Genomic DNA, 18673 nt, shown 5'->3' on the forward strand with positions numbered 1-18673 from the left:
ATCCTTTATTATTACCTTCATTATCATTTTGTAGCGGTATATTTTTATATTACAATTATTCAATTGTTGCTTTGATCATATGTTTTTTTACTTCATTGCTACTTTTTTTAATTTCTTTTGAGATAGAAAAAATCAAATTTTATATATTGATATCTTTAATTTCTCTAGTATTGTTGTTTGGTGGTTTAGTAATTTCATACTATAAGGATTTATCGAAATTCAATTATAAAAGCTTTTTCTTTTCAGCTTATGTAATTAATCAAAAAAATAATTTACTAAAGGTTTTTCTACAGAGTCCTAAACCCTTTTCATCTAAAATTGAAAGAGTGATATATAGAGGAAAAACTAACTTTCAGCAGGGAGATAATATCTTCTTTGATGGAGAGCTTATAAGCAACTCTTTAATCGTTGCAAATAAAATTGAAAAAACAGGTGAAAATAGCACCCTTTTCTTCAAAAAGTATGTTGAAGATGCTATTAAAAAAAATATGTCAGAACAAACTGGTAAAGTATTTGGGGCTATGTTGTATGGAGACGATCTTTTTCAACCTCCCAAAGAAGTGTATGATGCTTTTAATCGAACAGGTCTTTTGCACATTTTAGTTGTTTCAGGAGCCCAGGTATCAATGATTTTTTCACTATTTTTTTACTTCTTGAAAAGAATGTCGATAAATCCTCTTATATCATTTTTTGTTATATCATTTTTTACCTCCTTGTTTTGTTTGAATGTTGGACTTGACCCACCTGTTATAAGAGCTGGAGGCTTAATTTTGTTTATTGCATTAGCTGAACTTTTTAGGATTAATTATTCCTCGTTTAATTTAACTTTATTGGTGATGATTTTGTTTTTAATATTTGATCCATATTCACTGTTTGATATTAGCTTTCAGCTGACATTTTTATGTATATTTGCAATGTTTTTTACTGGAGAGATAAGAAAAAAATTCAACTTTAACAACTATTTATTTGAATTGTTTTTGCTCTCGTTTTCAGTGTTTATATTTCTTTTTCCAGTTATAGTAAATTATTTTAATAACGTTTCTGTTCTTTCTTTATTTACTAATGTTTTTATTACACCCTTTCTAGAGATATTTTTACTTATAGGCTTTGTATTAAGTTTTTTTATGGCAGTTTCGGGTATTTTTACGCAATATATTGGCCATTTCATCACCTATATAACTGATTTAGTAATTTATATTGTTAAAGGCTGGTCAAATTTTCCCTTGTCTTCAGTTTTATTCGCTAAAATACCTCTCTTTAGCGTATATCTCTATTATTTACTTTTAGCTTTAATAATTTTTAATAAATATAATTCTGCTGTTTTTTATATTTTTTTAACACTTTTGTTCCTTTCGCTAATATTTATGAGAACTACTGATATAAAGGTTTACAATGATAAAAAAGGTGTAGTTATAGAGTCTGACGAAGGAAAATTTGAATTTATTAAACAAGCTGAAAATTGTACTGTCAAAACATCTACCAGCAATTTTCTTATACCCAGAAATCATTTTTTCAAGCCTTTAAAAGACATAATTGTTCTTTGTGATAAAGACACAATTAAAATTTATCGTGATTATAAATTAATTTATCCGAACATATATAATTATGAAGAGAGGTAAAAATGGTAAAGAAAACTGAAGCGAAATATAAAATAGAATTTGGCTTAAAAAATTTATTCGTTGGGAATCTTTCTCTATGGCATGACTTTCTTGATGACTTTTTTAAAGAACAAAATATAAGCGTTGTTGAGGTAAGCACTCCTGAGGAACTTAAAAATAATTTTACTTCCATATCTCTTTTTGCTGGAGAATATGTATATTTTAAGGTTTTTGAAATTACGAAGGAACTTGCGAAATTGCTTCTTGAAATAAAAGTTTCTGAAGATAAAAAGCTATTTGCTGTCTGTGAGAAAGTTAATGCAATGACACTAAAAGGTCTTGAAAATAAGGGCATAAAAGTTTTTAAAGAAGATTTTAATTTTGTAACAAACGCACTTGAGAATTTTTTTAGCAAATATAACTTTAAACTTGACAAAAAACTAGCAAGAGAAATGTATGCTGGATACGAAAAGGATTATGAGTGGACCAAAAATGAACTAATAAAGTTATTTTTAGGTTCTAGTTCTCCTATTTTAGAATCAAAGAAGATTTGGGATATTTCTAAATTATTTTTTGAAGGAGAGAAGATTAAAGATCTCTCTATATTCAACGTTAAATCAGATGAAGTCTTTGTTTTGATTGAGGTATTAAAAAGGGATCTAATTTTTGCGTATTTTAACTTAAAATATCATAATCTCTTGAAGCCGGACCCAGGCAAAATCTGGCAATTGAAACACGTTCTTAATACTAAACTTACTTTGGAAAGGATTGCTAAGGTTCTTATAAGAGTAATAAAAACAGAAGGTCAGCTTAAATCTGGCCTTCTGTCGAATGATGATTCTTTGCAACTTATACTTAAGATTCTGTTTTCTGATTCAGAAATTTGTTGAGTTTAATTTGAAGTTGAGATTTTTTTCTTGCAGCTTTATTTTTAGCAAAAATCCCTTTTTTTGCAATTTTATCAACCGAACTAACTGCTTTTTTAAATAGTTCTATTGCTTTTTCTCTCTGTTCTGGTGCTGCTTCGCTTGAGATAAATTTTTCAAAATTTTTAATAATAGTTTTAGTAGCGGATTTTAATGATTGATTATGTTGTTTTTTTCTTAAACTTTTTCTCAATGCTCTAGTTGCAGTTCTTGTAACAGGCATATAATTCCTCCATTTTCTGTTTTCTATAAATTTTAAACGAAAGTAAATTATAACATGATATTCAAAGTCTGTCTTGTATATGATATCATTCCTTATGTAACTTTGAAAGGAGGGTTTTTTTTGAACTTTGAAGAATCGATTAAGTTAATTACAAGAGGAACAGAAGAAATAATACCTCTTGAGGATCTTGAAAAAAAGATTAAGTCAGGTAGGAAGTTAAACATTAAATTGGGGATAGATCCCACAGCGCCAGATTTACACCTGGGCCATACAGTTGTACTTAGAAAGCTGAAAAATTTTCAGGATCTTGGTCATAACGTTATCTTGATCATTGGTGATTTTACTACTTTGATAGGAGACCCTACTGGCAAGTCAAAAACTAGACCGGCTCTAAGTGCCGATGAGATAAAAAAGAATGCCCAAACTTATAAAACACAAGCTTTTAAAATTTTAGATGAAAAAAAGACAATTATAAAATATAATTCTGAATGGTTGTCTAAAATTAGTCTGGAAGAGCTAATTAAAATTAGTGCAAAGTTTACTGTGGCTAGGATTCTTGAAAGAGAGACGTTTTCGCAAAGATTGAAAACAAACGAAGCAATAAGTTTGCACGAGATTTTATACCCACTTTTACAGGCATATGATTCTGTAGCGATCAAAGCTGATGTTGAACTTGGAGGAACGGATCAAACCTTTAATCTATTGATAGGCAGAGATTTGATGGAGAAAATGGGTATGGAACCTCAAGTGTGTTTGACTATGCCAATTATTGCTGGTCTTGATGGGAAACAAAAAATGAGTAAGAGTCTTGGAAATTATGTAGGTATTGCTGAAGATCCTAAAGATATATTTGGCAAGTTGATGTCTATACCAGATGAACTTCTAAGGCAATACTTTATCTTACTAACAGATTTTAAGGAAGATGAAATTTCTGGTTTTTTTGAAAGATATAAAAATCCAAAAGATATTAAAAAAATTCTTGCTTTTGAGATAACTAAAATGTATTCTTCCGAAGAAGAAGCTCTAAAAGCTAAAGAGAGCTTTGAGACTGCTTTTGAAAAAAGAACTTTTCCTAAGGATGCTCCAGTTTATAAATGGCCATATGAAAATGAAAACGAAGTTTGGTTGCCAAAACTTTTGGTAGATTTAGGACTATTAAAGAGTTCAAGCGAGGGCAAAAGACTTATTTCTCAGGGCGCAATAGAAGTTGATGAAGAAACTGTAACTGATGAAAAATTTGTTGTCAAAAAGGGAGATCACAGATTAAAAGTTGGAAGAAAAATGTTTTTAAGGATTTATTAATGATAAAGGTAAGCATAGAAGTAAGGAACGAAAATTGCATGCCAGAAAGAAAAACTGAGGGCAGCAGTGGATATGACATAAAAGCATATATTGATAGTCCTGTAGAACTTTTAAAAGGAGAGATAAAATTAATTCCTACTGGAATAAGAGTTCAAATACCATCAGGATATGAAGCTCAAATAAGGTCAAGAAGCGGCCTTGCATTAAAAGGAGTGTTTGTCCTAAATAGTCCAGGTACAATAGATTCTGATTATAGAGGAGAGATAAAGGTTATTTTGATTAATCTAGGAGAAAAAACTTTAACTATTAATCCTTTTGATAGAATTGCACAGATGGTCTTTCAGAGAGTTTACGATGCTCAATTTGTTTTTTCTAAATTAGACAAAACAAAAAGAAACAGCGGGGGGTTTGGTCATACAGGACTTTGAAATTTTTGTTATAATTTATTAGAATTTCTCTTTCTTTGTATTTTATAAAAAATTTTTAGTTTTTTGGAGGTGTAAACATTTCTGGTCATTCTAAATGGGCGAATATTAAGCATAAGAAGTCAAAAGAAGATGCTATAAGGGGAAGGATCTTTACAAAACTTGCAAGAGAATTAACAGTTGCCGCAAGAACTGGCGGCGGAAATCCTGAAGCTAACCCAAGGCTAAGAATAGCAATTGAAAAGGCAAAGAGCGTTAATATGCCTTCTGATAACATCAAAAGAGCTATCCAAAAAGGTACTGGTGAGCTTAATGATGGTACGAACTATGAAGAACTTATGTATGAAGGATATGGGCCGTTTGGCATTGCAGTATTGATGCAGGTGACTACTGATAACAAAAATAGAACTGCTCCTGAAATTAGAAAGATTTTTTCTAAATATGGTGGTAGTATGGCTGAAGCTGGAGCAGTTGCCTGGATGTTTTCCAGAAAAGGTGAAATTATTATTGATGGTGAAAATGAAGAGAAAATTATGGAGCTAGCCCTTGAAGAAGATCTTTTTGTTGATGACGTAGAACAAGATGAGGGAGAGACAAAAATAACAACAGAACCAGAAAACCTTTACCAAGTTCAAAGTAAACTTAAAGAACATAATTTCAATATTATTAGCTGTGAGTTAGTAATGGTTCCATCAACTTACGTCCAGATTAACAACGTTTCAGATGCAAAAAAGGTTTTGAGTTTTCTTGAACAACTGGAAGATCACGACGATATTCAAAATGTGTATTCCAATTTTGATATTCCTGATGAAATTATGAAAGAGGTTGAGAAAGAAAATTAGCACTTCGAGAGAATTAGATTAATTATGATTATTCTAGGTATTGACCCGGGAGTAGCTGATATCGGTTATGCTATTGTAAAAAAGGATAATAAAATTAAATTAGAAAGTTGTGGCTTAATACAGGTTCATGGTTGCAGTCAGAATCAAAGGCTTTGTAGGATATTTGAAGAGTTAAGTTTTATTATTGACAAATATAATCCAGATGCATGTTCAATCGAGAAAATCTTTTATTTTAAAAATCAAAAAACAGTTATGGACGTATCAGAAGGTAGAGGAGTAATAAAATTAGTTTTAAGTAGAAAAAATATTCAGTATAGAGAATATACTCCTAAAGAAGTAAAGCGTTTGATATCAGGAAATGGCCTTGCAAATAAAGATCAGGTTAGAAGGTCAGTAGAATATATTTTAGGTTCAAATTTCAATAATTTACAAGATGACGTGACTGACGCTATAGCGTTGGCTCTTATATACTCAGACGATGATAGCATATATAGTAGGTAATTTGATCGGGTTTATAGAAAATAGCATAATTGTTGAAAATAATGGTTTAGGATATTTAATAAAGTTGCCTCCTTATCTTTTAGAAAAGAACAAGAACAAAAAGGGCGATATTATTGAGCTTTATATAAGCCACCAATTTATTGGTGAATCTCAACAACTATTTGGTTTTGAGTCAATTTCAGACCTTGAAAGCTTTCAAAAACTTTTAAAAATACATGGAGTTGGAGTTAAACTAGCATTGCAAATTATATCTTCATTTAAAACAAACCCAACTTTAATTTTAGATTTGAAAAATGATCACATAAGTTCTCTTAAATCAATTCCTGGAGTTGGAGAAAAAACTGCCAAAAGAATATTTGAAGAGCTAAAAGGATGTTTTCCAGAGTTTTCTGAAGTAAAGTTTGATGATAGGGCAAAATTGGCTGTAGATGCTTTGGTTTCACTAGGTGTTTCCTTTCAAAAGGCTAAAGAAGTTGTAATTGACACACTTAAAGATGTTCAGGATTTAAATATTATTAAGAGTGAGGATATTATTACTATGGCAATTCAAAGGATAAGATGAACATATTAAGACCAAAATCTTTTGATGAGTATATAGGGCAGGAAACCATAAAAAGACTATTGAAAATTTCTGTAGATGCTGCAAAGAAAAGAAATGAAATGCTAGATCACATTTTATTGTCTGGCCCTCCAGGTCTTGGTAAGACAACGCTTGCTTCTATACTTGCATATGAAATGGGAAAAAACTTTAAATTCGCTATAGCGTCTGCGTTGCAAAAACCAATAGATCTTGTGGGGCTCTTAACGTCAATAGATAAAGAAGGATCTGTTTTATTTATTGACGAAATTCATAGATTACCGAAAAATTTAGAAGAAATTTTATATATTTCTATGGAAGATTATATTGTAGATATAAGCGTGTCAAAAGGAGTGGGAGCACAAAGCATTAGATTAAATCTTCCTCCGTTTACTTTAATTTGTGCTACTACAAAACCTGGTTTACTTTCTTCACCCTTAATTGATAGGTTTGGAATTCATGGATATTTTGAATTTTATCAGGTAGAAGAATTAACTGCTATTATTAAAAGATCTGCTCAGTTTCTTGAGTTGGATATTGAAGAAGAGGCATCTGAATTTTTGGCTAAAAGATCTAGATTTACCCCAAGGGTAGCAAACAAACTTCTAAGAAGAGTAAGAGACTACGTTCAAGTAAATAAAATCAAGTTAATTGACGTTGAGGCTGCAAGAAAATCCTTAGAAATTATAAATATTGATGATTTGGGCTTGAATGACCTTGATAGAAAATATTTAAGAGCATTAAAAGATATTTTTAAAGGTGGGCCTGTAGGAATTGACAATATTTCTCAATTTTTAGGAGAGAGTCCTGAGACAATTGAAGATCTTTGCGAACCATATCTTTTAAAGATTGATTTTATCCAAAGAACTCCAAGAGGAAGAATATTAACTGAAAACGCGTTAAATTATTTAGAAAGCAAAAATTATGAAAAATCTCTTTGATTTAGAAAAAACAATTTGTTTAATTGACGCACATTCTGTTATTTATAGGGCTTACTATGCACTTCCTGAGTTGACTTCTTCAGCAGGGATACCTACAAATGCTCTTTATGGTTTTATAAATATACTTTTGAAACTAATAAAAGAAGAAGATCCTTATACAATTTTTGTAGCCTTTGATTCTCCAGAAAAGACCTTTAGACATGAGAGTTTTAAAGAATATAAGGCATCAAGACCAAAGATGCCAGAATCTCTAATTTCTCAAGTTCTGTTGATAAAAGAGTTTTTAAAGCTTATGAATATTAGATTTTATGAAGTTCCTGGCTATGAGAGCGATGATCTGGTTGCTAGTATGGCTAAGCAAATTGAAAAGAAAGATTATGATGTTTTGATACTTACTGGTGACTTTGACTTATTGCAGCTTGTAAGTGAAAGAGTAAAAGTTTTAATTATGAAAAAGGGTATCAGCGATGTTGAGAAATATGATTTGGACAAATTTTTAACAAAGTTTGGAATTAGGCCAAATCAAATAGCTGACATGAAGGCGTTATCGGGCGATTCTTCCGATGAGATACCTGGTGTAAAAGGAATAGGAAAGAAAACTGCTATAGAAATATTAAGGCAGTTTAATACTGTAGAAGAGTTATTGAAAAATATTGATAGATTTAAGAATAAACGGTACAGAGAATTAATTTACGAAAACAAAGAAAAAATTCTTTTTTATAAATCAATAACTTTACTCGATACAGATGTTTCTTTGGAAATTGAAATTGAAGAAAAACCCTGGGAAAATTTGTCTTATGAACAAAGAGAATCTCTAAAAAGATTTCTTGAATCACTAGATTTGAAAAGTATACAAAAAAAACTCTTCAGTTAAATCTCTTTTTTTTCAAAGTAACGGCTTATTTAGTCAAAATTATTTAGTAACTAACTTGATTATTTGTTTGTAAAGGATTATTATTAGTAATATAGACTTTTTGGGAGGGTTTATGTGAATTATACTATAAGAATATGCGGTGAAGCAGGGCAAGGAATTCAAACCACTGGTGAGGGCTTTTCAAGGTTATTTAGCCTACTTGGTTATAATGTATTTTCATTTCAAGATTATGAGTCCAGAATAAGAGGTGGTCATAACTTTTATCAGATAACTTTTGGAACAGATGAAATTTATGCGCCTAAAAAATTTTTAGATTTACTTCTTACCTTTGACAAAAAGGGTTTAGAATATAAGAACTTACTTCGAGATGATGGTATTGCTATTTATGACGCTGATTACCTCAAAAAAAGTGAACATGACGAAAAATTTATAAACTGTCCTTTTAGACAATTGTTGAATAACGCTAGACTAAAAAGTATATTTGAAAACGTCGTTTCTTTTGCATTGGTTGCAAATATACTTTCTATTGATAGAAAATACGTTTATAAAGTTATTTATGACATTTTTGCTGGTAAACCAGAGGACATAATAGAACAAAATATTAAAGCAGTTGATATCGGATATGACTTTGATGTTAAAAGAAAAGTAAATTTACCAGCTTCAGACAGTGAAGAAAAAATCTTATTAGATGGCGTAAAAGGAGTTGGCATAGGTGCTATAGGATCAGGTTGTAAATTTTATTCAGCATATCCTATGACACCTTCTACTGGTGTATTTCAATATATTGGAACGCACGCTGAAAAGTTCAATATTGTAGTAGAACAAGCAGAAGATGAATTAAGCGCTATTAATATGGCAATTGGGGCATCCTTCGCGGGAGTTAGGGCTATGACTGGAACTTCGGGTGGAGGTTTTGCTCTTATGAATGAAGCTTTATCTCTTTCTGGAATGACAGAAACTCCAATAGTGATTTTGCTATCTCAACGTCCTGGTCCAGCAACAGGATTTCCTACCAGGACTGAACAAGGAGAGTTGCTTTATGCTATTCATGCTGGGCATGGAGATTTTCCAAGAGTTGTTTTTGCTCCTGGTGATCCCCTTGAATGTGTATATCTTACAAACAAAGCTTTCGACATAGCAGAAAAATATCAAATTCCAGCCATTGTTTTAACAGATCAGCATCTTGTGGACTCTTTATACTCTTATAAAAAAGATCTCAAATTAAAGTTAAAAAACAAAGATTATAGACTAAGATCAGCAGATTTTGAAAACTATCAAGATTATAAAAGACATAAATTTTTGGATTTTACTAAAAAAATCCCTCTTATCCCTTTAGCTGTTCCGGGAAATAGTAGGCAGTTGGTATTTACAGATAGTGATGAACATGATGAATATGGTCATATAACTGAAGATGGCGAAGTAAGAAAAAGGATGGTTGAGAGAAGATATTTTTGGAAAATTGAAAATATTAGAAATGAGATATCTTTGCCAAAAATTTATGGCAATAGTGACTCGAAAATTGTATTAATTGGATTTGGGTCAAATCTTGGGGTACTTAAAGAAATTGCAAATAATAAGGAAATATCAGTATGTGCAATTCACTTTAGCGAGTTGTTTCCGCTTCCACTAAAAGAAAATTCTAATGAGTTTCTAAAGATAATATCAAGGTCTAATTTAACTATTTGTATCGAAAATAACGCTTCTGGACAGTTTCAAAAACTTGTTGAGTCAGAATATGGTTTCAAATTTTCACATAATTTAAGAAAATATGATGGTAGGCCTTTTAATTACGATGAAGTTCTGGAGGATATTTATGCTATCTTATAAAGATTTTGACAACGGCACTGTTCCTGCTTGGTGTCCTGGTTGTGGGAATTTTGCTATTCTAGATGCTTTTAAAAAGGCATTACTTGAGTTGGGAATTGAGCCATATGAAATTACGCTAGTTTCGGGAATAGGTCAATCAAGCAAATTGCCACACTACTTAAAATGTAATGGCTTTAACGGTCTTCACGGCAGGTCTTTGCCTGTGGCTACCGGTATTAGTGTAGCCAATCATAAACAAAAAGTAATTATTTTTGGGGGAGACGGTGATACTTACGGTGAAGGTGGAAATCATCTCTTACATGCATTTAGGAGAAATCCAAATATAAAGCTTTTTGTTCATAACAATGCTGTTTATGGGCTAACAAAAGGGCAGGCTTCTCCTACTACAGAATTTGGAAGACGAACAAAGGCTCAACCTTTTGGTTCTCTTTCTGAGCCTTTAAACCCTATAGCGTTTGCTATTGCAATGAATTGTTCATTTGTGGCACGAAGTTTTTCTGGTAGTCCTGAACACCTTAAGAATATTATGAAAATGGCCATAAATCACGAAGGCTTTGCACTGGTAGATATTCTTCAAATATGTGTAAGCTTTAATAAAGTCAACAATTTTGAATGGTACAAAAAGAGAATTTATGAATTCAATGCTGATTACGATCTTTCTGACAAATTAAAAGCTTTTGAAAAATCTCAAGAATTTGACGAAAGAATCCCTTTAGGAGTGTTTTATTCCAACTCAAGACCAACCTTTGAAAAAAATATACCTGTAATAAAGGATAAAACCCTTGTTTCAATGCAAAATTTTCCTGATATAACTTCTCTAATATGTTAAAGTTTGACTTTTTTATTCAGGTTCATTTAACAGAGAGATGTAATCTTAGGTGCAGACATTGTTATCAAGAAAATCAAAAGACTGAATTAAAGTTTGACGATTGGGAGAATTTTTTCTCCTATAGTAAAGATTTAATAAGGGAGTGGGAGATAAAATATGATATTGAAATTCCATTTTTAATAAAACTAACTGGTGGTGAACCTTTTTTAAGAGAAGACTTTTTTGAAATTGTAAAGTTTTTAAATGAAATTGATATTGAACCTTATATTTTAACAAATGGCACTCTCATTGACAAAAAAATGTTGTCTGATTTAAAAAAATTTAGATTTAATGGATTTCAGATAAGTATAGAAGGTAGCAAAGATACTCATGATAATATTAGAGGACAAGGCACATTTTATAAAGTTAAAGATGCAATAAAACTTTTGAAAGAAGAGAATTTTAGGGTGTTTTTGAAAACTACCTTATCTAGACTTAATTATAAGGATTTAAATGATTTGATAGATATTTCAAATAAGTGGGGGGTGGATGGCCTAGGGTTTTCAAGATTGGTTCCCATTGGCAATGGCTCAAAGCTGCACGATTACATGCTTTCAAGTTCAGAGTTGAAAGATTTCTATTTGAACCTGAAAGCAAAAAATATAACATCATTTGAATTATTGATAGAAGATCCCCTTGGAGTTTGTGTTCTAGATGACGAATTAAAAGACAAAATTAATTCTATTGGCGGTTGTTCGGCAGGATTCTCAAGCATAACAGTTTTGTCCGATGGTGAGATAGTTCCCTGTAGGAGGATGCCAATTTCTTTGGGTAATATATTAAAAGATGATTTGAGAAAGATTTGGTCTGAAAACGAGGTATTGCTCTCTTTAAGAGATAAAAACAAATATAAAAATGGATGTAGTAGTTGTCTTTATTGGAATGTATGTAGAGGCTGTAGGGCTATTGCTTATTCTTTGTCAAAAGAAAAACAAAGTTGGCTAAACAAAGATCCTCAGTGCTTTTTAACTGAGTCTTTGATAAAATGAAAATTCAAAGGAGGTGAAAAGAATGAAAAAAGAACTTGACAAAAAGACTCTTGAAAAAGAGACAGACTTCTGGAACAAGATCAAAGACAGTCTTAAAAAAGGTTCCGGAAAAGTTTGTCGCAAGTGAAAGAGCTGATAGAAGATCCTTCAGTTGTCAGTTTGACAACTAATAAGAGTGTACCTTTTACAGTTCAAATCCACATTACTGAAAGATGCAATTTGAACTGCAGACACTGTTATCAGGAAAATGAAATAACAGAAGAAATGAGTCTTGAAGAAATTAAAGACTATATACAAGAAATACTTGAAGTAGTTTACGATTGGGCAGAGAAGTCGGAAATTGCTTTTCTGCCCAATATAAATTTATTGGGGGGAGAAGTTTTTTTAAGAAATGATTGGGAAGAGATATTAAATTTTTTATCCAGAGAAAATATAGAGTACTATATATTAACCAATGCAACTCTGATAGACGAGTTTGTTGCAAAAAAACTTAAAAATTTTCAGGTATCTGGAGTACAGGTTAGTCTGGATGGTCCTGAAAAAATTCATGATTACATTAGGGGTCAGGATTCATTTAAAAAAGCTGTTGCCGGTATTCAAAATCTTATAAAAAATGATATTCACGTCACTCTAAATGCTACAATATCAAAAATTAATTATGAATTTTTTCAAGATCTTATTCAGGTTGCAAAAGATTTACATGTACATGGACTGGTATTTTCAAGACTAGTCCCTACTGGGCATTCACAAAACATTAAAGAGTTGATACTTACAAAATATGAGTTAAAATCGCTTTATGATCTTGTTAAAGAGAATAACGAAAATTCAGATTTTAAGATAAACACTGGCGATCCAATTGCTTCTTTGTATATTGATTGCAATACTTCTTACGGTTTTGGTGGATGTGCTGCGGGATTTGCTGGAATAACTATTTTAAGCAATGCAACTTTGGTTCCCTGTAGGAGGCTAAAAATTTCTTTAGGCAATTTGAGAAGAGATTCTTTTAGAGAAATATGGTCAAATTCTGAAGTATTAAACAATCTCAGAATTCAAGAAAATTATTTTGGAAAGTGCAGGAAGTGTTCTAAATTTATGAGGTGTAGAGGTTGTAGAGCAATTTGTTTTGCTCTATCTTCCAGAGAAGAGTATAAATATCTAGATGAAGACCCTCAGTGTATTTTTTGATTTAGAATTTTTCAAAAATATTTGGTTTAAAAAGTGCTACATAAATAAAGAAAATTGAGAACATAGTGCTTATGATTCTGACATGTAAATTGAAAGGAAATACAAAAACTACTAATAATAAGATTGTTACTGCAGCTAACATTATGAATCTTATTAATTTTGGCAAAATTTTACTCCTTTGAGAATAATTTTTATTATTTAAATTTTAACATTAAGAGGGCAAAATTGAAAAAAGTTAATTAACAATATTGTTTAGGAGGGAGAATATGAGTATTATTGATGAAAAAATTAAAAGTTCTTTAAAAGAGAATTTTTTGATACTTAAAGATAAAGTAAATATAAAGGTTGTACTTCCCGAAGAAAAAGATCAATTCTACGAATACACTAAAGAAATATTTGAGGTTTTGCCAGAAGTTTCAGATAAGATTTCGGTTCAATTTATATCAAAAAGTGACGTACTCTCAAAGCTTATTGATGAAGAGATAAAGTGCCCAATAGTTATATTTGACGACGAAAAGCTTGATGCAATATTCGTTGGAACGCCTATTGGTGAAGAGGCCCACACATTGGTAAACGCTATTTTACTTATTTCTGGAGCAAAACAATTTCTAAATGATAAAGATTTATCTATAATTAGCGACGTGAAAAAAGAAACAGTTGTAGAAGTTTATGTGAGCCCTACGTGTCCCTATTGTCCTCAACAGGCTATTATGGCTATAAATGCTAGTATGATTAATAGAAACATCAAGACAAAAATTATTGAAATTTTTGAAAATAAAGAGATTGCTCAAAAAAAATCTATTAGGTCAGTTCCTGTTACTTATGTAGATAATGAGCAGGTAGCAGTAGGTCTTCAATCAAATGAAGAATTTGTATTGTCACTAATTGGTAAAGAAGTGCAGAAATTGCTCCATAATGAAAAAGATAAGTTAAAAGAGTTTGACCTAACAATAGTAGGAGCTGGTCCTGCAGGATTATCAGCTGCAATATACGCGAGAAGATCAGGACTTTCAGTGGGTATTTTTGAGGCTGAAATGGTTGGAGGGCAGGTACTTACTACTCCTCAGGTTGAAAACTATCCTGGCTTTATTAGTATTTCGGGAAAATCTTTGGTTGATATTTTAACCCAGCATGTACTCAATTATGTAAGTATAAGTATTGGAGAAGAAGTAAAAAAGATAAATAGAGTTGAAGATTATTTTAAGGTAATCACATCTGATGATTCGTATAGATCTAAAGCTGTTCTTTTGGCAACTGGGGCTTCTAAGAGAAAGTTAAAAGTTCCTGGTGAAGCCTCTTTTTATGGCAAAGGAGTAAGTTACTGCGCGCTATGTGATGGATATTTTTATAAAGGCAAGGAGGTATTTATCGTAGGTGGTGGAAACACGGCTTTAACTGATGCAATATATCTTAAAAACGTTGGTGCTGATGTAACGCTTATTCACAGGAGAGATGCTCTAAGAGCTGAAAAATACCTTCAAGATTCATTTTTCAAACTTGGAATTGAGGTAATGTGGAATAGTGAAGTAAAAGAAATTTTAGGGAAAGAGTCAGTTGAGTTTATTAAAATTGTTAATAACCTTACAGGAGAAGAACAAACTCAAGCTCTTGATGGGCTCTTTATAGCAATTGGATACCTACCAAACAATTCGCTTGCAAAAGACTTAGGGGTTGAGCTTGATGAAGAGGGATATATAAAAGTTGATAAGAACATGAGAACCAACGTTCACAGAGTATATGCAGCTGGCGATATAGTAGGAGGTGAAAAGCAAATTGTAGTAGCAGTCTCAAGGGGAGCTATAGCTGCTACATCTGCATTTGAGGATATATTGTCGCCTTATTGGGTTAAAAAATAAAAATTATTTAAGACAATGATATTGAAAGAATAAAGTGCCCATATTGTGATATAATGTCAACAATTGTTTTTTTTAATACTTAAATTAATTTAATTAGGGGAGTTTGGTGTGTAAGACAGAAAATAGCCTTGATTTGAGTTTAAACACTCTTAAATTTATTTTAGAAAACGTTGAAGTAGGGTTTTGTGTTTATGATGTCGGTTTAAATAAAATAGTATATGCCAATAAATATTTCATGAAGTTAGTTAATTTAGAATTGGATGATATTTTGAGTTTAGATAATCCCTTTATTCTATTTCCAGAAAACAAAGTTGCTTATGTTAAAGAATATATGAATATTAAAATAAATGATTTAGATGAAAGTAATTACACTAAAAAATATGTGAAACTTAGAAGATTAAAAAACTCTACTATTGTGCATACAAAATTTAGAATACTCAAATTTGAACAAAACAATAAGCCTTTTTTGTTAATTAGTGCTTCAAATGTTACAAGTCTTGTTAAAAAAATAAAAAATCTTGACAACAAGGCTCAGACAGATTTCCTTACAGGGATATACAATAGGTTTTCGATGGAAGAAAAATTAACTAGACTTTCACAATCAAGCAATTCTTTTGGATTAATAATGTTTGATATAGATAATTTTAAGTTTTTTAATGATACTTATGGGCATAGCAAGGGAGATGAAATACTTAAAAAAATTGCTGAAAAGATAAAGTCTTCTCTTAGGGAAACAGATATCTTTGTAAGATGGGGTGGCGACGAGTTCTTATTAATCCTGATGGGCGTTTCAAAAGAGGATCTCTTAAAGATAGCAAAAAAAATTAGAAATAAAGTTTCTGAAATAGATTTTGGTATTAGTGAAGTAATTACATTGTCTATGGGTATTGGTACTTTTGATAATAACAATATAGATTTAGATTTATTAGTTGAAAAAGTTGATAACGCTATGTTAAAAGCGAAAAGCTTAGGAAAAGATACATTTATATGGTGCGAATAAGATATAACTTTATTTAACTACTAAAATGTATACCTTTATACTGCTTTCATAATTTTTTATATTTCACAAAATAAATTAATTTGCTAACTATACAATATCTATTGTAAAATAAATAGTTCAATAATTACATTTTAGGAGGTTTTCATGATACCTGCATTGGAACATATACCATCTGGATGTGCAGCAGCGGGAATCATGAACAAATCTGGTGTTTGCATATCTGGTGATGCAATTATGGACATGATGTCTGTTATGCATTCTAGATCTAATGGTTTAGGTGGTGGTTTTGCTGCCTATGGTATTTATCCAGAAATTCCAGATTATTATTGTCTACACATTATGTTTGATAATGACTCGGCAAAAAGAGAAGTGGATTCCCTAATTGAAGAAAACTTTATAACAGAACGTCAAGAAAAGATTCCAACTAGAAATATTAAAGAGATTAAAGATCCACCCCTTTTGTGGAGATATTTTGTATTGCCCAAGCCTGATAAGTTGGTAGCTAAAAATATGGATGCCAACGACTTTGTGGTAAGGTTGGTAATGCTTATAAATACTAGAATTCCTGGATGCTATGTAAATTCTTCAGGGAAAAACATGGGAGTTTTTAAAGGTGTAGGTTATCCTGAGGATATTGGTCGTTTTTTTATGATAGAAAAATATAGTGCATATATTTGGACTGCTCACGGAAGATTTCCCACAAATACTCCTGGTTGGTGGGCAGGCGCTCATCCATTTTCTATTCTTGATTGGACTGTAGTTCATAACGGAGAAATTTCTTCATATGGTATTAATAAAAGATTTTTAGAAACCTACGGTTATGAGTGTGTGCTTTTGACTGATACAGAAGTAATTGCATATACTTTTGACCTTCTTGTTAGAAAACATGGTTTGCCTCTTGAAATTGCTTGTAACGTAGTTGCTTCAAAGTTTTGGAAGGACATAGAACTTATGTCTGAAGAAGAGAGAAAACTTCATACCGCTTTAAGGATGACTTATGGAAATTTGCTTTTAAATGGTCCATTTGCAATAATTGTTGCTACAAATAATTATATGATGGGGTTAAATGATAGAATAAAGTTAAGGCCTCTTGTTTATGGTAAAAAGGGTGACTTTTCTTATATAGCAAGCGAAGAATCTTCAATTAGAAAAATAGAAAACAATCTTGAAGAAGTACATTCACTTGTTGCTGGTAAACCCTTGAAAGTTGAGGTAAATAAAGATGTCTGTGCTTGATAAGCTTCTTCCTGAATTTTTTATAAAAGTTGATAGAGAACTTTGTATAAAGTGTGGGCAATGTGTTAAGAATTGTGGCTTTTCAGCTCTTATGCAGGATAAAGATAAGAATGTAAAGCCAATTCATGAGAAATGTGTTGCCTGTCAAAGATGTATGTACGTTTGTCCTACAAAAGCTATTCAGGTAATTAATTTTCCAGGCACACAAAAGAACAATGAATATTGGAAACCTGAATATATTAAGAATATAAAAAAACAGGCCAATAGTGGTGGAATATTGTTAACAGCTGCAGGTAATGACAAACCATATCCTGTAATTTTTGATAGACTTTTGTTAGATGCATGTCAGGTTACAAATCCATCAATTGATCCATTAAGAGAGCCAATGGAAATAATAAGTTATTTAGGAGAAAAGCCAATTGACATATCTATAGAATTTAGGGATAACAAATATGTTTTAAAAGATAAACTTAAACCCAATATAAAACTAAATTCTCCCATTATATTTGCAGCAATGTCATATGGAGCAATATCGCTAAATGCGCATAAAGCGCTTGCAAAAGCTGCAAGGGAATGTGGTATTCTGATGAATACTGGTGAAGGTGGATTACACAGAGACCTCTACGAGTATTCAGATAATATAATAGTTCAAGTGGCTTCCGGTAGATTTGGTGTAAGTCCAGAGTATCTTAAAAGATCTGCTGCAATTGAGATTAAAGTTGGACAAGGAGCAAAACCAGGAATAGGAGGGCATTTGCCAGGATATAAGGTTGATGATGAAGTTTCGTCTACCAGAATGATTCCAAAGGGAACTGATGCACTCTCGCCTGCCCCACATCATGATATATATTCAATTGAAGACTTAGCCCAACTAATTGCCTCTTTGAAAGAGGCTACAGATTATTCTAAACCTGTTGGAGTGAAAATTGCAGCAGTTCACAATATTGCAGCAATAGCTTCTGGAGTAGCAAGAGCTGATGCAGATTATATTGTAATTGATGGCTTTAGAGGCGGTACAGGCGCAGCACCAACTATGATAAGAGATCATATTGGAATACCTATTGAACTTGCTATTGCTGCAGTTGATGACAGGTTAAGAAAAGAGAAAATTAGAAATAAAGTTTCTATTGTAGCTGCTGGTGGTATCAGGCATGCTGCTGATATGGCAAAAGCTCTGGCTCTTGGTGCAGATTTTGTTACTATTGGAACTGTTGCATTAATAGCTATGGGTTGTACATTATGTCAAAAATGTTATACAGGAAATTGTTCGTGGGGAATTGCCACTCAAAGGCCAGATCTAGTTGAAAGGCTTAATCCTGATGAAGCATCCAAAAAACTTGTAAACTTAATTAGAGGTTGGAGTCTAGAATTAAAGGAGATAATGGGTGCGTTAGGAATTAATGCGATAGAAAGCTTGGTTGGAAACAGAGAAAGATTGAGAGCGCTGGAACTTTCAAGAGAAACTCTAGATGTTCTTGGCGTGAAGCCTGCCGGGAGGTAAGT

Annotated in this window: 19 protein-coding genes; 17 read left to right on the top strand and 2 right to left on the bottom strand. The window is 31.7% G+C overall.

Going from position 1 to position 18673, the window contains the following annotated elements; genetic code table 11:
* Positions 1 to 146 precede the first annotated feature (146 nt).
* Positions 147 to 1619: a ComEC/Rec2 family competence protein gene (locus THENA_RS04495; RefSeq protein ID WP_154645314.1), complete on the top strand. Its 1473-nt coding sequence runs from the start codon at positions 147 to 149 to the stop codon at positions 1617 to 1619.
* A 2-nt stretch (positions 1620 to 1621) separates the two neighbouring features.
* A complete protein-coding gene (locus tag THENA_RS04500; RefSeq protein WP_013756235.1) occupies positions 1622 to 2488 on the top strand; it encodes a hypothetical protein in 867 nt (288 codons plus the stop codon).
* Here THENA_RS04500 and rpsT read toward each other — a convergent pair.
* A complete protein-coding gene (gene rpsT / locus THENA_RS04505; protein WP_013756236.1) occupies positions 2454 to 2747 on the bottom strand; it encodes a 30S ribosomal protein S20 in 294 nt (97 codons plus the stop codon). The two genes, THENA_RS04500 and rpsT, sit on opposite strands and share 35 nt — an antisense overlap.
* Positions 2748 to 2867: 120 nt before the next feature.
* Between rpsT and tyrS the strand changes: the two genes are divergently transcribed.
* The 11 genes from tyrS to THENA_RS04560 all read left to right on the top strand — a co-directional run bounded on the left by tyrS (position 2868) and on the right by THENA_RS04560 (position 13078).
* The gene (tyrS, locus tag THENA_RS04510) at positions 2868 to 4049 is read left to right on the top strand and encodes a tyrosine--tRNA ligase (RefSeq protein WP_013756237.1); all 1182 of its coding nucleotides are present in this window, start codon (positions 2868 to 2870) and stop codon (positions 4047 to 4049) included.
* Between the two features lie 2 nt (positions 4050 to 4051).
* On the top strand, positions 4052 to 4477 hold the full coding sequence (gene dut / locus THENA_RS04515) for a dUTP diphosphatase (RefSeq protein WP_407635123.1): 426 nt from the start codon (positions 4052 to 4054) through the stop codon (positions 4475 to 4477).
* A 77-nt stretch (positions 4478 to 4554) separates the two neighbouring features.
* Positions 4555 to 5316, top strand: a complete 762-nt coding sequence (locus THENA_RS04520) for a YebC/PmpR family DNA-binding transcriptional regulator (RefSeq protein ID WP_013756239.1) — start codon at positions 4555 to 4557, stop codon at positions 5314 to 5316.
* 24 nt (positions 5317 to 5340) lie between these two features.
* Positions 5341 to 5817 (top strand): crossover junction endodeoxyribonuclease RuvC, encoded by a 477-nt coding sequence (gene ruvC, locus THENA_RS04525; RefSeq protein ID WP_013756240.1) that lies wholly within the window; start codon positions 5341 to 5343, stop codon positions 5815 to 5817.
* On the top strand, positions 5795 to 6379 hold the full coding sequence (gene ruvA, locus THENA_RS04530) for a Holliday junction branch migration protein RuvA (protein ID WP_013756241.1): 585 nt from the start codon (positions 5795 to 5797) through the stop codon (positions 6377 to 6379). The genes ruvC and ruvA overlap by 23 nt, the downstream gene beginning before the upstream one ends.
* Complete coding sequence (gene ruvB / locus THENA_RS04535; RefSeq protein ID WP_013756242.1) at positions 6376 to 7335, top strand: Holliday junction branch migration DNA helicase RuvB; 960 nt, start codon at positions 6376 to 6378, stop codon at positions 7333 to 7335. The genes ruvA and ruvB overlap by 4 nt, the downstream gene beginning before the upstream one ends.
* A complete protein-coding gene (locus THENA_RS04540; protein WP_013756243.1) occupies positions 7319 to 8209 on the top strand; it encodes a 5'-3' exonuclease in 891 nt (296 codons plus the stop codon). Before ruvB ends, THENA_RS04540 begins: the two co-directional genes overlap by 17 nt.
* 114 nt (positions 8210 to 8323) lie before the next feature.
* Positions 8324 to 10036, top strand: a complete 1713-nt coding sequence (locus tag THENA_RS04545; protein ID WP_013756244.1) for a 2-oxoacid:acceptor oxidoreductase subunit alpha — start codon at positions 8324 to 8326, stop codon at positions 10034 to 10036.
* Entirely contained in the window at positions 10023 to 10865 is an 843-nt protein-coding gene (locus tag THENA_RS04550) for a 2-oxoacid:ferredoxin oxidoreductase subunit beta (RefSeq protein WP_013756245.1), read from the top strand. Before THENA_RS04545 ends, THENA_RS04550 begins: the two co-directional genes overlap by 14 nt.
* The gene (locus THENA_RS04555; protein WP_013756246.1) at positions 10859 to 11893 is read left to right on the top strand and encodes a radical SAM/SPASM domain-containing protein; all 1035 of its coding nucleotides are present in this window, start codon (positions 10859 to 10861) and stop codon (positions 11891 to 11893) included. Before THENA_RS04550 ends, THENA_RS04555 begins: the two co-directional genes overlap by 7 nt.
* A gap of 123 nt (positions 11894 to 12016) precedes the next feature.
* On the top strand, positions 12017 to 13078 hold the full coding sequence (locus tag THENA_RS04560) for a radical SAM protein (protein WP_013756248.1): 1062 nt from the start codon (positions 12017 to 12019) through the stop codon (positions 13076 to 13078).
* Position 13079: 1 nt separating this feature from the next.
* Here THENA_RS04560 and THENA_RS09910 read toward each other — a convergent pair whose 3' ends face one another.
* Complete coding sequence (locus THENA_RS09910; RefSeq protein WP_013756249.1) at positions 13080 to 13244, bottom strand: hypothetical protein; 165 nt, start codon at positions 13242 to 13244, stop codon at positions 13080 to 13082.
* 100 nt (positions 13245 to 13344) lie between these two features.
* Between THENA_RS09910 and trxB the strand changes: the two genes are divergently transcribed.
* The 4 genes from trxB (at position 13345) to THENA_RS04580 (ending at position 18671) form a co-directional block, all read left to right on the top strand.
* Positions 13345 to 14934 (top strand): thioredoxin-disulfide reductase, encoded by a 1590-nt coding sequence (gene trxB, locus THENA_RS04565; protein ID WP_013756250.1) that lies wholly within the window; start codon positions 13345 to 13347, stop codon positions 14932 to 14934.
* 106 nt (positions 14935 to 15040) lie between these two features.
* Entirely contained in the window at positions 15041 to 15934 is an 894-nt protein-coding gene (locus THENA_RS09635) for a GGDEF domain-containing protein (protein ID WP_013756251.1), read from the top strand.
* Between the two features lie 144 nt (positions 15935 to 16078).
* A complete protein-coding gene (locus THENA_RS04575) occupies positions 16079 to 17170 on the top strand; it encodes a class II glutamine amidotransferase (protein WP_013756252.1) in 1092 nt (363 codons plus the stop codon).
* Positions 17157 to 18671, top strand: coding sequence for a glutamate synthase-related protein (locus THENA_RS04580; protein ID WP_013756253.1), 1515 nt, complete (start codon positions 17157 to 17159; stop codon positions 18669 to 18671). The genes THENA_RS04575 and THENA_RS04580 overlap by 14 nt, the downstream gene beginning before the upstream one ends.
* Positions 18672 to 18673 lie beyond the last annotated feature (2 nt).

It is taken from the genome of Thermodesulfobium narugense DSM 14796 (assembly GCF_000212395.1).
GTDB lineage: Bacteria > Thermodesulfobiota > Thermodesulfobiia > Thermodesulfobiales > Thermodesulfobiaceae > Thermodesulfobium > Thermodesulfobium narugense.

What these genes read in the sequence shown, in the direction of transcription:
- ruvB (WP_013756242.1), top strand. Translation starts at nt 6,376, where the DNA reads ATGAACATATTAAGACCAAAATCTTTTGATGAGTATATAGGGCAGGAA.
- THENA_RS04580 (WP_013756253.1), top strand. Translation starts at nt 17,157, where the DNA reads ATGTCTGTGCTTGATAAGCTTCTTCCTGAATTTTTTATAAAAGTTGAT.
- ruvC (WP_013756240.1), top strand. Translation starts at nt 5,341, where the DNA reads ATGATTATTCTAGGTATTGACCCGGGAGTAGCTGATATCGGTTATGCT.
- THENA_RS04550 (WP_013756245.1), top strand. Translation starts at nt 10,023, where the DNA reads ATGCTATCTTATAAAGATTTTGACAACGGCACTGTTCCTGCTTGGTGT.
- rpsT (WP_013756236.1), bottom strand. Translation starts at nt 2,747, where the DNA reads ATGCCTGTTACAAGAACTGCAACTAGAGCATTGAGAAAAAGTTTAAGA.
- THENA_RS04500 (WP_013756235.1), top strand. Translation starts at nt 1,622, where the DNA reads ATGGTAAAGAAAACTGAAGCGAAATATAAAATAGAATTTGGCTTAAAA.
- THENA_RS04540 (WP_013756243.1), top strand. Translation starts at nt 7,319, where the DNA reads ATGAAAAATCTCTTTGATTTAGAAAAAACAATTTGTTTAATTGACGCA.
- THENA_RS04555 (WP_013756246.1), top strand. Translation starts at nt 10,859, where the DNA reads ATGTTAAAGTTTGACTTTTTTATTCAGGTTCATTTAACAGAGAGATGT.
- THENA_RS04575 (WP_013756252.1), top strand. Translation starts at nt 16,079, where the DNA reads ATGATACCTGCATTGGAACATATACCATCTGGATGTGCAGCAGCGGGA.
- ruvA (WP_013756241.1), top strand. Translation starts at nt 5,795, where the DNA reads ATGATAGCATATATAGTAGGTAATTTGATCGGGTTTATAGAAAATAGC.
- trxB (WP_013756250.1), top strand. Translation starts at nt 13,345, where the DNA reads ATGAGTATTATTGATGAAAAAATTAAAAGTTCTTTAAAAGAGAATTTT.